Origin of the sequence: Neotabrizicola sp. VNH66 (assembly GCF_049445895.1) — a bacterium.
Taxonomy (GTDB): Bacteria; Pseudomonadota; Alphaproteobacteria; order Rhodobacterales; family Rhodobacteraceae; genus Pseudogemmobacter.
Genome location: NZ_JBMSDW010000006.1, coordinates 120,566 through 133,193, shown reverse-complemented (window position 1 = coordinate 133,193; position 12,628 = coordinate 120,566). Strand labels below are relative to the sequence as shown.

General features: G+C 64.8%; 13 protein-coding genes. 6 read left to right on the top strand and 7 right to left on the bottom strand.

Annotation, left to right across the window (positions count from 1 at the left end; all coding sequences use genetic code 11):
* Positions 1-162: 162 nt before the first annotated feature.
* From ACO2Q5_RS10850 to ACO2Q5_RS10830, 5 genes are all read left to right on the top strand, one after another.
* Entirely contained in the window at positions 163-1,179 is a 1,017-nt protein-coding gene (locus ACO2Q5_RS10850) for an amino acid ABC transporter substrate-binding protein (RefSeq protein WP_423290838.1), read from the top strand.
* Between the two features lie 140 nt (positions 1,180-1,319).
* Complete coding sequence (locus tag ACO2Q5_RS10845) at positions 1,320-2,606, top strand: amino acid ABC transporter permease (protein WP_423290836.1); 1,287 nt, start codon at positions 1,320-1,322, stop codon at positions 2,604-2,606.
* Position 2,607: 1 nt separating this feature from the next.
* Complete coding sequence (locus ACO2Q5_RS10840; protein WP_423290834.1) at positions 2,608-4,065, top strand: amino acid ABC transporter permease; 1,458 nt, start codon at positions 2,608-2,610, stop codon at positions 4,063-4,065.
* A gap of 12 nt (positions 4,066-4,077) precedes the next feature.
* Positions 4,078-4,848 carry an amino acid ABC transporter ATP-binding protein gene (locus tag ACO2Q5_RS10835; RefSeq protein WP_423290832.1) on the top strand — a complete coding sequence of 257 codons (771 nt, stop codon included), beginning with the start codon at positions 4,078-4,080 and terminating at the stop codon, positions 4,846-4,848.
* Between the two features lie 129 nt (positions 4,849-4,977).
* Positions 4,978-6,345, top strand: coding sequence for a dipeptidase (locus tag ACO2Q5_RS10830; protein WP_423290830.1), 1,368 nt, complete (start codon positions 4,978-4,980; stop codon positions 6,343-6,345).
* On the opposite strand, the gene ACO2Q5_RS10825 is transcribed toward ACO2Q5_RS10830, so the two are convergent.
* From ACO2Q5_RS10825 to clpS, 7 genes are all read right to left on the bottom strand, one after another.
* Entirely contained in the window at positions 6,346-6,849 is a 504-nt protein-coding gene (locus tag ACO2Q5_RS10825) for a SixA phosphatase family protein (RefSeq protein ID WP_423290828.1), read from the bottom strand.
* Complete coding sequence (locus ACO2Q5_RS10820) at positions 6,846-7,490, bottom strand: ferredoxin (protein ID WP_423290826.1); 645 nt, start codon at positions 7,488-7,490, stop codon at positions 6,846-6,848. Before ACO2Q5_RS10820 ends, ACO2Q5_RS10825 begins: the two co-directional genes overlap by 4 nt.
* Positions 7,491-7,638: 148 nt before the next feature.
* The gene (argB, locus tag ACO2Q5_RS10815) at positions 7,639-8,517 is read right to left on the bottom strand and encodes an acetylglutamate kinase (protein ID WP_423291107.1); all 879 of its coding nucleotides are present in this window, start codon (positions 8,515-8,517) and stop codon (positions 7,639-7,641) included.
* A 106-nt stretch (positions 8,518-8,623) separates the two neighbouring features.
* Positions 8,624-9,487, bottom strand: coding sequence for an oxygen-dependent coproporphyrinogen oxidase (gene hemF / locus ACO2Q5_RS10810; protein WP_423290823.1), 864 nt, complete (start codon positions 9,485-9,487; stop codon positions 8,624-8,626).
* A gap of 53 nt (positions 9,488-9,540) precedes the next feature.
* Positions 9,541-10,353 carry an SDR family NAD(P)-dependent oxidoreductase gene (locus ACO2Q5_RS10805; protein WP_423290820.1) on the bottom strand — a complete coding sequence of 271 codons (813 nt, stop codon included), beginning with the start codon at positions 10,351-10,353 and terminating at the stop codon, positions 9,541-9,543.
* Between the two features lie 16 nt (positions 10,354-10,369).
* A complete protein-coding gene (locus ACO2Q5_RS10800) occupies positions 10,370-11,353 on the bottom strand; it encodes a class I SAM-dependent methyltransferase (protein WP_423290817.1) in 984 nt (327 codons plus the stop codon).
* Between the two features lie 18 nt (positions 11,354-11,371).
* On the bottom strand, positions 11,372-11,695 hold the full coding sequence (gene clpS, locus ACO2Q5_RS10795; RefSeq protein WP_423291105.1) for an ATP-dependent Clp protease adapter ClpS: 324 nt from the start codon (positions 11,693-11,695) through the stop codon (positions 11,372-11,374).
* A gap of 162 nt (positions 11,696-11,857) precedes the next feature.
* Here clpS and ACO2Q5_RS10790 point away from each other — a divergent pair, with 162 nt between their 5' ends.
* Positions 11,858-12,559 carry an HAD family hydrolase gene (locus ACO2Q5_RS10790; RefSeq protein ID WP_423290814.1) on the top strand — a complete coding sequence of 234 codons (702 nt, stop codon included), beginning with the start codon at positions 11,858-11,860 and terminating at the stop codon, positions 12,557-12,559.
* Positions 12,560-12,628 lie beyond the last annotated feature (69 nt).

Genomic DNA, 12,628 nt, shown 5'->3' with positions numbered 1-12,628 from the left:
GGCGATTTTCCTCAACTCACCGATGCACTCTTGACCATCCAAAGCGCTTTCGCGGAAAATCGCCTATAGTGGGCATAAGATGTTCCGCTGAAAGACCCCGCTCGGACGGGGCAAAACTAAAACGCCCCCGCAGGACGGGGGTCAGCTCAGGAAGAGGTAAGAATGAAGAAATCGGTATTCCTCGGCGCTCTCGCGGCCACCACGGTGCTGGCCGGCGCGGCAATGTCTGCCACGCTGGACGACGTGAAGGCCCGGGGCGAGCTGATCTGTGGCTCGAACACCGGCCTGACCGGCTTCGGCATGCCCGATGCCAACGGCAACTGGGTCGGCTTTGACGTGGACCTGTGCCGCGCCGTTGCCGCCGCCGTTCTGGGCGACCCGACCAAGGTCAAGTTCGTGCCCACCACCGGCGAAACCCGCTTCACCGCGCTGGCTTCGGGCGAAGTGGACGTGCTGGTCCGCAACTCGACCTGGACCTTCTCGCGCGATGTTGACCTGAAGCTCGATTTCGTGGCCGTGAACTACTATGACGGTCAGGGCTTCATGGTGAAGAAGGACCTCGGCGTCACTTCTGCCAAGGAACTGGACGGCGCCACCGTCTGCATCCAGACCGGCACCACGACCGAGCTGAACCTGGCGGACTTCTTCAAGTTCAACAACATCAGCTATACCCCGGTCACCGTGCAGGACGATTCGGAAGCGCAGCGCCAGTATCTGGCCGGCGCCTGCGACGCCTACACCACCGACGCCTCGGGTCTGGCTGCTGCGCGTGCCACGATGGCCGACAGCGAAAACCACATCATCCTGCCGGAAATCATCTCGAAAGAGCCTCTGGGCCCGGTCGTCCGTCATGGTGACAACCAATGGGGCGATATCGTCCGCTGGACCTTCTTCGCGCTGCTGATCGCCGAAGAGAAGGGCATCACCAAGGCGAATATCGAAGAGGTTGCCTCCTCGTCGACCGACCCGGAAGTGAAGCGCCTGCTGGGCCTTGAAGGCGACATGGGCAAGATGTTCGGCCTGGACAACGCTTGGGCCAAGAACGCCATCGCCGCCGGCGGCAACTATGGTGAAATCTTCGAAGCCAACATCGGTTCGGCCACGCCGATCGGTCTGGCCCGCGGCCTGAACGCGCTGTGGACCCAGGGCGGCCTGCAATACGCCCCGCCGCTGCGCTGATCTGACAGGGGCGCGCCCATCAAGGGCGCGCCCCACTTCTTTTCTGTTCCAGCACAATGCGGACCCCGCGGCCCGGAACAGGGCACGGCATAACCGGCGAAAACGCCGGACGGGTCCTGCTTTTCACGGGGGTTCTCTGAATGTCCATGGCCTCAGACGCCACGGGGGCATCGAAAGACGGTTTCCGGCTTTCCATGCTGATCTACGATACGCGGTATCGGTCCTATACCATCCAGCTTGCCGTGCTGGTGTTGTTCCTGCTCTTCATCGGCTGGCTGACCGACAACGTGATCCAGAACCTTGCCGCCAAGGGCAAGGACATCAATTTCAACTTCCTGTGGGTCCGCGCCGGTTACGATATCGAGCAGCAGCTGATCCCCTATACGAATGACAGCACGCACGGGCGCGCCGTCATCATCGGGCTTCTGAACACGCTGGTGATCGCCATCATGGGCTGCGCCCTGGCCACGGTGATCGGGGTCATCGTCGGCGTGCTGCGCCTGTCGAAGAACTGGCTCGTCTCGCGCCTGATGACGATCTATGTCGAGGCGTTCCGCAACGTGCCCCTCCTCCTCTGGATCATCCTCGTCTTCGTGGTCACCTCGGAAACCCGGCCGCAGCCGCGCGATTTCCGCGTGACGCCCGAGATGGAGGCCGCGGGCGAACAGCCCGCCGCCAGCATGTGGCTGTGGGATTCGGTCGCGATGACCAACCGCGGCACCAACGTGCCCGCACCGCTGCTGGACCGCGGCCTCGGCTCGGTCGAAATCTTCACCGTGCCGGTGAACCTGTCGCTGCTGCTGATGATTGCCGTCGTGGCTGCCTCGATCTTCGCCAACCGCGCGCTTCTGCGCCATGCCTCCCGCGTGCAGGAGGAGACGGGTCTCCGCCCCGTCACATGGTGGAAATCGCTGCTGATCCTGTTCGGGCCGGTGATCCTGCTGCTCTGGGCCATGGGCTTCCATCTGGAATATCCCGAGCTCAGGGGCTTCAACTTCCAGGGCGGCATTTCGGTGATGCACAGCTTCACCGCGCTTCTGATCGCGCTGTCGCTTTATACCGGGGCCTTCATCGCGGAAATCGTCCGCGCCGGGATCATGGCGATCAGCCGCGGCCAGTCCGAGGCGGCCTTTGCCCTTGGCCTGCGCCCCGGCCGCACGATGAAGCTGGTTATCCTGCCGCAGGCGCTGCGGGTGATCATCCCGCCGCTGATCAGCCAGTTCCTGAACCTGACCAAGAACACCTCTCTGGGCATCGCGGTCAGCTATCTTGACCTGCGCGGCACGCTGGGCGGCATCACGCTGAACCAGACCGGGCGAGAGCTGGAATGCATGCTCCTGATGATGCTCATCTACCTGACGATCAGCCTGATCATCTCGTCGCTGATGAACGTCTTCAACGCTGCCGTAAAGCTGAAGGAGCGCTGAGATGGCCCGTAGTGCTGCGATTGAAAAGTCGATGGAGCCCTATGTCCGCACCGACATGCTGTTGCCCGAACCGCCACCTCTGGGCGAACGTGGTGCCGCGAAATGGCTGCGCGAGAACCTGTTCTCCGGGCCACTGAACACTGTGCTGACCATACTGGGCCTGCTGTTCGTGGTCTGGCTGGTCTGGACCGCCTTTCCCTGGTGGTTCCATTCGGTCTGGAACGCCAACAGCCTGTCGGAATGCCGCCAGATCATCGCTGCCGAAGGTGGCGCAAGCGGTGCCTGCTGGGCGGTGATCCGTGCCCGCTGGCACCAGTATCTGTTCGGCTTCTATCCGCCCGCGCTTTACTGGCGGCCGGTGCTGACCTTCGGGCTGATGTTCGTGGCCATGGCGCCGGTGCTGTTCTGGAAAGAGCGGAAGGGCGCGGTGCTGGTCGCGGCCGCGGGTGTGCTGACGGTGCTGGCCCTTCTCCTGCTGTCGGTGCCCATGGGCCCGTTGCTCGGATCGGCCCTGCTGATGCTGGCGCTGTTCGCGCTGGCATGGTTCATGCCGTCGCAGCTGATCCTCGTCACGCTGCTGTTCCCCTTTGCCGGATTCTTCCTTCTCTGGGGCGGGCCGGTCTGGAAACCTTTGGCCACGCTTCTGGGCTTTGCCCTGCTGACCGGGGTCTACAGCCTCTTGAAGACGCGTCTTGGCGTGGTCATGGCCACCGCGCTTGGCCTTCTGGCGGCTGCGGTCTACTGGTTGCTCTTGCAAGGCTATGTGACCGCGGCGCTGACCTCGGTCCTGAACATCGGGCTGGTATCGGTAAACTCCGACCAGTTCGGCGGCTTCCTTCTGGCCTTCGTGATCGGCGTCACCGCGATTTCGGCCTCGCTGCCCCTTGGCATCATGCTGGCGCTTGGCCGCCGCTCGGACATGCCGCTGATCAAATGGCTGTCGGTCGGGTTTATCGAGTTCATCCGTGGCGTGCCGCTGATCACGCTGCTGTTCACCGCCTCGCTGCTGCTGCAATACTTCCTGCCGCCGCAGACCAACTTTGACCTGATCCTGCGTGTGATCATCCTCGCCTCGCTGTTCTCGGCCGCCTATCTGGCCGAGGTCATCCGCGGCGGTCTGGCCGCCCTGCCCCGTGGCCAGTATGAGGCGGCGGATTCGCTGGGTCTGGACTATTGGCAGGCGCAGCGGCTGATCATCATGCCGCAGGCGCTGAAAATCTCGATCCCGGGCATCGTCAGCACCTTCATCGGGCTCTTCAAGGACACCACGCTGGTCTCCTTTGTGGGTCTGCTGGACCCGCTGCGCGGTGTCACCATGGCCGTCCGCGCCGACATCAACTGGAAGGGCATCTACTGGGAGCCCTACATTTTTGTCGGCACGATCTTCTTCCTCATCTGCTTCGGCATGTCCCGATACTCAATGTATCTGGAACGCAAGCTGAAGACCGATCATCGCTAAGGGGGCCGCAACATGGCTGAAGCACAAACGAAGATGCAGGTCTCGGACGAAATCGCGATCGAACTGCGCAATATGAACAAGTGGTACGGGCAGTTCCACGTCCTGCGCGACATCAACATGACGGTGATGCGGGGCGAACGGATCGTCATTGCCGGGCCCTCGGGCTCGGGCAAATCGACGATGATCCGCTGCATCAACCGGCTGGAGGAACACCAGTCCGGCCATATCATCGTGGACGGCACCGAACTGACCAGTGACCTGAAGAATATCGACAAGGTCCGGTCCGAGGTCGGGATGGTGTTCCAGCACTTCAACCTGTTCCCGCATCTGACCATTCTGGAGAACTGCACCCTCGCCCCGATCTGGGTCCGCAAGATCCCGAAGAAAGAGGCGGAAGAGACGGCGATGCATTTCCTGCGCAAGGTCAAGATCCCCGAGCAGGCGCATAAATACCCGGGCCAGCTGTCCGGCGGGCAGCAGCAGCGGGTGGCCATCGCCCGCAGCCTTTGCATGCGGCCGCGGATCATGCTGTTCGATGAGCCGACCTCGGCCCTTGACCCCGAGATGATCAAGGAAGTCCTTGATACCATGATCGAACTGGCCGAAGAGGGCATGACCATGCTTTGCGTCACCCACGAAATGGGCTTTGCCCAGGCGGTGGCGAACCGGGTCGTGTTCATGGACCAGGGTCAGATCGTCGAACAGAACGAACCAAAAGAGTTCTTCAACAATCCGAAAAGCGAACGGACCAAGCTGTTCCTCAGCCAGATTCTCGGCCACTAAGGCTGTCCGCTTATCACAAGGCGCCCCGAGAGGGGCGCCTTTTCCATTCCCGCCCTTCCGGCGTCGCCCGGGGGCAAGCCCTGCCCTTCCGCTTTGGCCAGTCTGGCGGGGCAGTGACAGGAGGTTGCGATGAATTGGGAAACCTATCTGGACCAGAACCAGCCGCGGTTCGTTGACGAACTGCTGGACTTCGTCCGCATCCCCTCGGTCTCGGCCAAGCCGGAGAATATTCCCGATGTGCAGCGCGCCGCCGCATGGGTCGCCGCCCGCCTGACCGCCGCCGGGGCCGAACATGCGGAGGTTCTGCCCACGGCCGGACATCCGGTCGTCTGCGCCGACTGGCTGCATGCGGGCGCGGACAAGCCGACGCTGCTGATCTACGGCCATTTCGACGTGCAGCCGGCCGAACCCTTCGACCTTTGGACCACACCGCCGTTTCAGCCGGAAATCCGCGACGGCAAGGTCTGGGGCCGCGGTGCCTCGGACGACAAGGGCGGCATGCTGATCCCCGTTCTGGCCTTCGAGGCGATGGTGCGGACCCAAGGCCGGCTGCCGGTCAATGTGAGATTTTTCTTCGAAGGACAGGAAGAAATCGGCTCTCCCGATCTGCCGCCCTTCGTGGCGGCGCATGCGGACAGGCTGCAGGCCGACATGATCTTTTCCGCCGACGGGCTGCAATGGGCGCCGGGCCAGCCGCAGATTGTCGAGGCGCTGAAGGGCCTTGTCTCACTGGAAATCCGGGTGCAGGGGCCGCGCGGCGACCAGCATTCCGGCATGGTCGGCGGCGGCATCGCCAATCCTGCGCTGGCCCTGGCGCAGATCCTTGCCGGGCTCCGCAACCCGGAAGGTCTGATCACCGTCGAAGGATTCTATGACGATGTGATCCCGCTGTCGGAAGAGGTGCGCGCCGCCATCGACCGGGTGCCCTTCCCGGATGAAGAGCTTTTGCGCGACACCGGCGCCCCCGCCATCTGGGGCGAGCCGGGCTATTCCACAAAGGAACGCATCTTCGCCCGCCCCACGCTGGACATCAACGGCCTGACCTCGGGCTGGCAGGGCGCTGGCACCAAGACGGTCCTGCCCGCCGTGGCCAGCGCCAAGATCACCTGCCGCCTTGTCGCCGCCCAGTCACCCGAGAGGGTCTTTGACGCGATTCGCGCCCATGTCGAAAAGCATTGCCCGCCCGGTGTCACGGCCGAAGTCCTGCGCAATCCGGGTCGGGCAGACCCGTTCCTTGTGCCCTCGGGCCATAATGCCACCGCGGTGGCCAGCCAGGTGCTGGAGGAGATATACGGCCGCGCGCCCTATCGCACCCGGGTGGGCGGGTCGATCCCGGTGATGACCACGCTTCTGGAAACGCTGGGGGTCCATGCCGTGATGTTCGGCTTCAGCCACGGGGACGAAAACCTGCATGCCCCGGATGAATTCTTCCGGCTGGAGGCGTTCCGGCTGGGTCAGACGGCCTATGGCCGCCTGTTCGAGCGATTGGGGGCCTGATCAGGCGGCAATCTCGCGCGGGACGACGAAATCGACGGTGATCCCCTGCCCGAAGCGGATCTCGCTCCAGCTTTCGGCATCGAAATCCACCACCAGCGTGGCGCCGGTCGGGTATTTGCGGAATTCCGGCGTGATCGGCGTCTTCGCCACCAGACGATGCGCGAATTCCGCAATGCCCGGATTGTGGCCGATCATCATGACCACATCCGCCTGCGCCTTCTGCAGAACGGCCATCATCACATCGGGGCCCGCGTGATAAAGAACCGGCTTCAGCTCCAGCACCGGGGTCGCGGGCAGCGCGGGGGCGATGCCCGAGAAGGTCTTGCGCGTGCGCAGGGAATCCGAGCACAGAACCTCTTGCGGGATATGGCCCCGGCTGGCCAGCCATTGCCCCAGATCGGCGGCGGCAGCCTTGCCGCGGTCGTTCAGGGGCCTGTCGTGATCCGGGGTCATCGGATCATCCCAGCTGGATTTGGCGTGCCGGGTCAGGATCAGGCGCTTCATCGGTGAAACTGGCTCATATGATAAGCGGAATGTTCTGGCATCCTTGCATAAGCCTGTGACAGCGGGCAAGCGCGGCGCACGAGGCAACCGCCGGTCATGCAAGGGCAGCCCGGTTCTGTGTCCAGAAAGGCATGGCAGGCAGGCACGTCATACCCTGCCCCGTTCAGCGCGCCGGCGGGACAGGCGGTCAGGCAAGGGGCGGCACAGCTGTCGCAGGGGCGTGGCGGCGCAGGCGGCAGGTCCAGCCTTTCGCGCAGGGCCAGCGCCCCGCGGAAGCTGACCATCAGCCCCTGATCCGGATGCACCAGAAGCCGCACCGGACTGTCCCAGACCCGCCCCGTGCGCAGGGCCCAGCGGTAGAACGGGTGATAGGGCGGTCCGCCAAAGGGAAACAGCGCCTTGGCCCCCAGATCGCAGGCCAGCCGCCCGATCACCCGGCGCGACCAGCGGTCCACCGGATCAGGCCCGCCCCATTCCGGCTGGGTCTGAAGATGCGGCCAATAGCCCGGCTCGGCCGGACCCAGCAGGAGCAGCGTGGCCGTGCCCTTGGGCAGACCCGCCTCACCGGGGTCGTGATGGAACCCGCCCAGAACCGACAGGAAATGCGGGGCCAGACGGGTGTTCAGGTCCTGAAGCGTCATCCTTGCCCCCGCCGTCAGAGGGGGCGCTGCCCCCGCGCGTTCCGCGCTCCCCCGGGATACTTATGCCAGTATGAAAGCGCAAAGGTCTTTCATACTGGTCCAAATATCCCCGCCGGAGGCGCCGCGCGCAGCCGCAAGCGACCCGCTGTCAGCGTTTCACGCGCGGTTTCACCCGCGGTTCGGTCGAGCGGATCTGCGATCCGGCACCATGGTCGGTGAACAATTCCAGCAGCGCGGCATTCGGGATGCGGCCATCGAGGATGGTGACGGCGCGGACGCCTTCCTCGATCGCCTTCAGCGCGGTGTCGGTCTTGGGGATCATCCCGCCCGAGATCACGCCTTCGTCGGTCATCCGGCGGATGTCTTCCGGCGACAGCTGCGTCATGACCTGACCCGAGGCATCCTTCACCCCCGGCACATCGGTCAGAAGGAGCAGCCGGTCCGCCCTCAGCGCGCCCGCGATGGCGCCGGCGGCGGTATCGCCGTTGACGTTGAACGTCTCATTGTCCTTCATCCCCGTGGCGACCGGGGCCACGACCGGGATGATCCCCGCGTTGTAGAGGTCGCGCAGCACCTGCACATTCATCTCGATCGGGCGGCCGACATAGCCCAGCTCGGGATCGTCGGCCTCGCAGACCATCAGATCGTCATCCTTGCCCGAGATGCCCACGGCGCGACCGCCCGCATCCATGATCGCCTGCACGATGCGCTTGTTCACAAGGCCGGACAGGATCATCTCGACCACTTCGACGGTGGCCTTGTCGGTGACCCTTTTACCGCGGACGAATTCCGATTTGATGCCCAGTTTCTGCAGCATCTCATTGATCATCGGGCCGCCACCATGGACCACCACCGGATGCACGCCCACCTGTTTCATCAGCACGATGTCGCGGGCGAATTCGGCCATGGCGCCGTCATCGCCCATGGCGTTGCCGCCGAATTTCACCACCACCACGGCATCTTCATAGCGCTGCAGATAGGGCAGCGCTTCGGACAGCATCTTTGCGGTATTCTGGGCGTCTTGCATGGTCAGGGTCTGCTGCTTCATGGGGGCCTCCGGGGTCAGGGGCCGCATAAGACTTTTACCGCCCCCTGCCAAGCGTCTTGGCCCGGGGCGGCCGAAGATCAGCGGCTCAGGGCCATTTGGCCAGCGGCGGCAGGCTCATCAGAACGGCATTGGCGTCGTGGCCTGTTTCCAGCCCGAATTTGGTGCCGCGGTCGTAGACGAGGTTGTATTCGGCATAAAGCCCGCGGTGGATCAGCTGCGCGTCACGGTCGGCCTCGGACCAAGGGGTGGCAAGGCGGCGTTCGGTCACCGGCAGGAAGGCGGGCAGGAAGGCCTGCCCCACAGCGCGGGTGAAGGCGAAATCGGCCAGCCAGTCGCCGGTGTTCAGATCGTCATAGAAGATGCCCCCCACGCCGCGGGCGCGCCCCCGGTGCGGGACAAAGAAATACTCATCCGCCCAGGCCTTGAACCGGGGGTAGTAATCCGGGTCATGCGCATCGCAGGCAGCCTGCATCTGCGCGTGGAAATGCGCGGTGTCCTCTGCATATTCTAGGCAGGGGTTCAGGTCGGACCCGCCGCCGAACCACCATGCGCCGGGGGTCCAGAACATCCGGGTGTTCATATGGACGGCGGGGGTATGAGGGTTCTGCATATGGGCGACAAGGCTGATCCCGCTGGCCCAGAAGCGTGGATCTTTGTCCATGCCGGGCACGCCGCGGGCGGCCATGGCCTTCTGCGCCTTCGGGGCAAGGGTGCCATGCACCTCGGACCAGTTGACGCCGACTTTCTCGAACACGCGGCCGTGGCGCATCACGCTCATCAGCCCGCCGCCGCCATCATTGGCGCGGGTGGTGGGCGTCACCTCGAACCGGCCGGGCGGGGCGGTGCCGGGGCCGCGGTCCTCCAGCGTCTCAAACGCCGCGACGATGCTGTCGCGCAAGCTGCGGAACCATTGCGCGGCCTGCGCCTTCTTTTCGGTGAAATCGTCCATGCCCGGCCCTCCGTCCTGCGGGTGCTACCACCGCGGGCGGCGCGGGCCAAGTCTCAGAAGGCGGGGGCGGCCACCGCGTCGAGGAGGCCCCGCCCGCCATCCACCGCCAGCACCTGCCCGGTGACGAAGGCCGAGGCATCCGAGGCGAGATACTGGATCGTCTCGGCCAGCTCATCGGGGGCGGCGATGCGGCCCAGCGGGGTGCCTGCCTCAATCTTTTCGCGCAGATCCGGGGTTTCTTTCAGGGCGCTGTGCAAGCTGGCACTCATCACGCTGCCGATGGACACGGCATTGACCCTGATTCCCTGAGGCGCCAGCGCCACGGCCAGTGTCCGGGTCATCTGCTCCACCGCGGCGGAGGCCATGGAATAGCCCAGAAGCTGCGGCTGCACCCGCACCGCCGCGACCGAAGACAGGTTGATGATCGAACAGATCGGCGTGCCCTTCTCCAGCCCCGATTTCTCGGCCGTCTGGATCATCCGTTTCGCCACCATCTGGCTGAGGCGGAGCGCGGTCATGACATTCTGCTGCCACATCGCCTCCACCAGATCGGTGTCCGGGTTCAGCACCTCGGACATGTGGCAGCGGCGGCTGGCGTTCACCAGAATATCCACCCGGTCGAAGGCATCGAAGGTGGCCGAGATCAGATTGGCGATGGTCAGCTTCTGGGTCAGATCACCCGCGAACAGCCGCGCGGCCCCTTCACCACGGGCCTCTTCGCCAATCTCGGCCTCCAGCTTCGCCTCGTCGATGTCGGCGAACATGACGCTGGCGCCACGGTCCAAGAGGTGGCGGGCGATGGCAAGACCAAGACCATTGGCCGCGCCGGTGACGATGGCGGATTTGCCGGAGACGGAAAAGGACATGGGGCCTCAGCAGGGGCTAGCGGGCGGGCCGGCGGGGTTTCGCCGCGCGGATCAGCCGGAAGGCCGGATCGCCGCCGATGGGTTCGACATCCAGAAAATGCTCGGTCAGGGGGGCATCATAGGGCAGATGGCGGTTCGCAACCAGCCACAGCACACCATCCGGCGCCATCATCCGGCGTGCCGCGGCAATGAACGCGGCCCCAAGCGCCGGGTCCGCCGCGCGGCCGGTGTGGAAGGGCGGGTTCATCACCACGGTTTCCACCAGCGACTCGGGCCGGAAGGTGGTGGCATCGGCCCAGTGGAACCGCGCCCGGTCATCCGCGATGTTCAGCCGCGCGCAATCCAGCGCCTCGGCCTCGGCCTCGACCAGATCCAGCCGCTTGACGCCCTGCCGCGCCAGCACGGCGCGGGAGAGATAGCCCCAGCCCGCGCCCAGATCGACGACCTTCGGCCCCAGCTTCGGCGGCAGCGCGGCGGCCAAGAGCATCGACCCGCGGTCCGGCCCGTCAGCCGAGAACACGCCGGGACGGGTGGTGAAACCCTCGACCTGCCGGTCGGTCGCGGCCCAGTCTTCCAGACCGGGACCGGCAGGAAAGACGGCAATCTTGCCATGGGCCTTGGACAAAGCCTCGGACAAGGGCACCCGGGCGCGCAGTTCCTTCAGAACGGAATCGATGCCGTCGGTCTTCTGCCCATCCACCGCCACCGGCCCGCCGGGGGCGACCTGCGCCGCCGCCTGCGCCAGCAGCGCGCGGGCATGGTCACGCGCGCGGGGCAGGCAAACGATCCCCGCGGCATAGGGCGGCGCGGGATCGGTCGCAAAGCCGCGGGCGCGGAAATGGTCATGATCGGGGCGAAAGCCGGTCAGCACCGTCACCCGGTCCTGCGGCAGGGCGGACAGGTCATCCCCCGCGACCGGGCGCCAGACCGCGATGCGGCCAGCGGGCGGCAGGATCAGCGCGCCGCTGTCCAGCGCAAGGTCGATACGGGCGGAACGCATGGGCGGGCGCCGAGGCGCCTATTCCTTTTCCATCGTGCATTGCAGCGGGTGCTGATGACGGCGGGCAAAATCCATCACCTGCGCCACCTTCGTCTCCGCCACCTCGAACGAGAAGACGCCGACCACCGCCAGCCCGCGCTTGTGCACGGTCAGCATGATGTCGAAGGCCTGCGCATGGTTCAGACCGAAGAACCGCTCCAATATATGAACCACGAATTCCATCGGCGTGTAATCGTCGTTCAGCAGCAGCACCTTGTACATCGGCGGGCGCTGCGTCTTGGGCTTCGGCTTGGCCAGCAGCGACGTATCCTGGCCCGGGGCCCCGGTCTTGTCCGAAAGCATGTGGGGCAGATGCGGCAAGAGAAGCTCCGTCCTGCGGGATTCGAAAGTTGCGGAATGATGACGGGAATATAGCTTCTTTTCCCCTAACGAAAAGGGGCGGGGATTGAAGAAGCGCCTCATGCGCGGCATCACGGGCACAAAAGGCGGTTTGCGGAGGGCAGAATGATCACCACCATCGGCTTTGATGCCGACGATACGCTGTGGCAGAACGAGGCCTATTTCCGCCTGACGCAGGAGCGGTTCGCCGATCTTCTGCGCGACCACGCCGACCCGCACCGCCTGCATGAGCGGCTTCTGGCCGCCGAGCGTCGCAACATCGGCGCCTATGGCTTTGGCGTCAAAGGCTTTACTCTGTCGATGATCGAAACCGCCATCGAGGTGACCGAAGGCCGTGTGCCCGCCACCGTCATCTCGGAAATCCTTGGCGCGGGGCGGGCGATGCTGGACCACCCGGTCGAGATCCTGCCCCATGCGCGCGAGGCGGTGGAGGCGCTGGCCGATGATTTCCGGCTGGTCCTGATCACCAAGGGTGACCTTCTGCATCAGGAGCGGAAGCTGGCCCAGTCCGGCCTTGGCGATTTCTTCGACGCGGTCGAGATCGTGTCGGACAAGACCCCCGCCACCTACCGTCAGGTTTTTGCCCGCCACGGCACGGGGGCGGCAGAATCGCTGATGGCGGGAAACTCGCTGAAGTCCGATGTGATTCCCGCGATCGAGGCTGGTGGATATGGCGTCTATGTGCCCCATGGCCTGACCTGGGACCTGGAGGCCGCGGACGAGCCGGCAGACCACCCCAGATATGTCAACCTTCCGGACCTGGGCGGGCTGCCGGCGCTTGTCCGCCGGTTGGCCGTAACCCCATAGATAGCGCCGGGCCAAGGGTTCCTCCCAAGATGTTCCAAAGCCGAATCGCAGGGTGCAGCATGGGTGCCA

What these genes read in the sequence shown, in the direction of transcription:
- ACO2Q5_RS10845 (WP_423290836.1), top strand. Translation starts at nt 1,320, where the DNA reads ATGTCCATGGCCTCAGACGCCACGGGGGCATCGAAAGACGGTTTCCGG.
- ACO2Q5_RS10820 (WP_423290826.1), bottom strand. Translation starts at nt 7,490, where the DNA reads ATGACGCTTCAGGACCTGAACACCCGTCTGGCCCCGCATTTCCTGTCG.
- ACO2Q5_RS10800 (WP_423290817.1), bottom strand. Translation starts at nt 11,353, where the DNA reads ATGCGTTCCGCCCGTATCGACCTTGCGCTGGACAGCGGCGCGCTGATC.
- ACO2Q5_RS10835 (WP_423290832.1), top strand. Translation starts at nt 4,078, where the DNA reads ATGGCTGAAGCACAAACGAAGATGCAGGTCTCGGACGAAATCGCGATC.
- ACO2Q5_RS10805 (WP_423290820.1), bottom strand. Translation starts at nt 10,353, where the DNA reads ATGTCCTTTTCCGTCTCCGGCAAATCCGCCATCGTCACCGGCGCGGCC.
- argB (WP_423291107.1), bottom strand. Translation starts at nt 8,517, where the DNA reads ATGCAAGACGCCCAGAATACCGCAAAGATGCTGTCCGAAGCGCTGCCC.
- clpS (WP_423291105.1), bottom strand. Translation starts at nt 11,695, where the DNA reads ATGCTTTCGGACAAGACCGGGGCCCCGGGCCAGGATACGTCGCTGCTG.
- hemF (WP_423290823.1), bottom strand. Translation starts at nt 9,487, where the DNA reads ATGGACGATTTCACCGAAAAGAAGGCGCAGGCCGCGCAATGGTTCCGC.
- ACO2Q5_RS10825 (WP_423290828.1), bottom strand. Translation starts at nt 6,849, where the DNA reads ATGAAGCGCCTGATCCTGACCCGGCACGCCAAATCCAGCTGGGATGAT.
- ACO2Q5_RS10840 (WP_423290834.1), top strand. Translation starts at nt 2,608, where the DNA reads ATGGCCCGTAGTGCTGCGATTGAAAAGTCGATGGAGCCCTATGTCCGC.
- ACO2Q5_RS10790 (WP_423290814.1), top strand. Translation starts at nt 11,858, where the DNA reads ATGATCACCACCATCGGCTTTGATGCCGACGATACGCTGTGGCAGAAC.
- ACO2Q5_RS10830 (WP_423290830.1), top strand. Translation starts at nt 4,978, where the DNA reads ATGAATTGGGAAACCTATCTGGACCAGAACCAGCCGCGGTTCGTTGAC.
- ACO2Q5_RS10850 (WP_423290838.1), top strand. Translation starts at nt 163, where the DNA reads ATGAAGAAATCGGTATTCCTCGGCGCTCTCGCGGCCACCACGGTGCTG.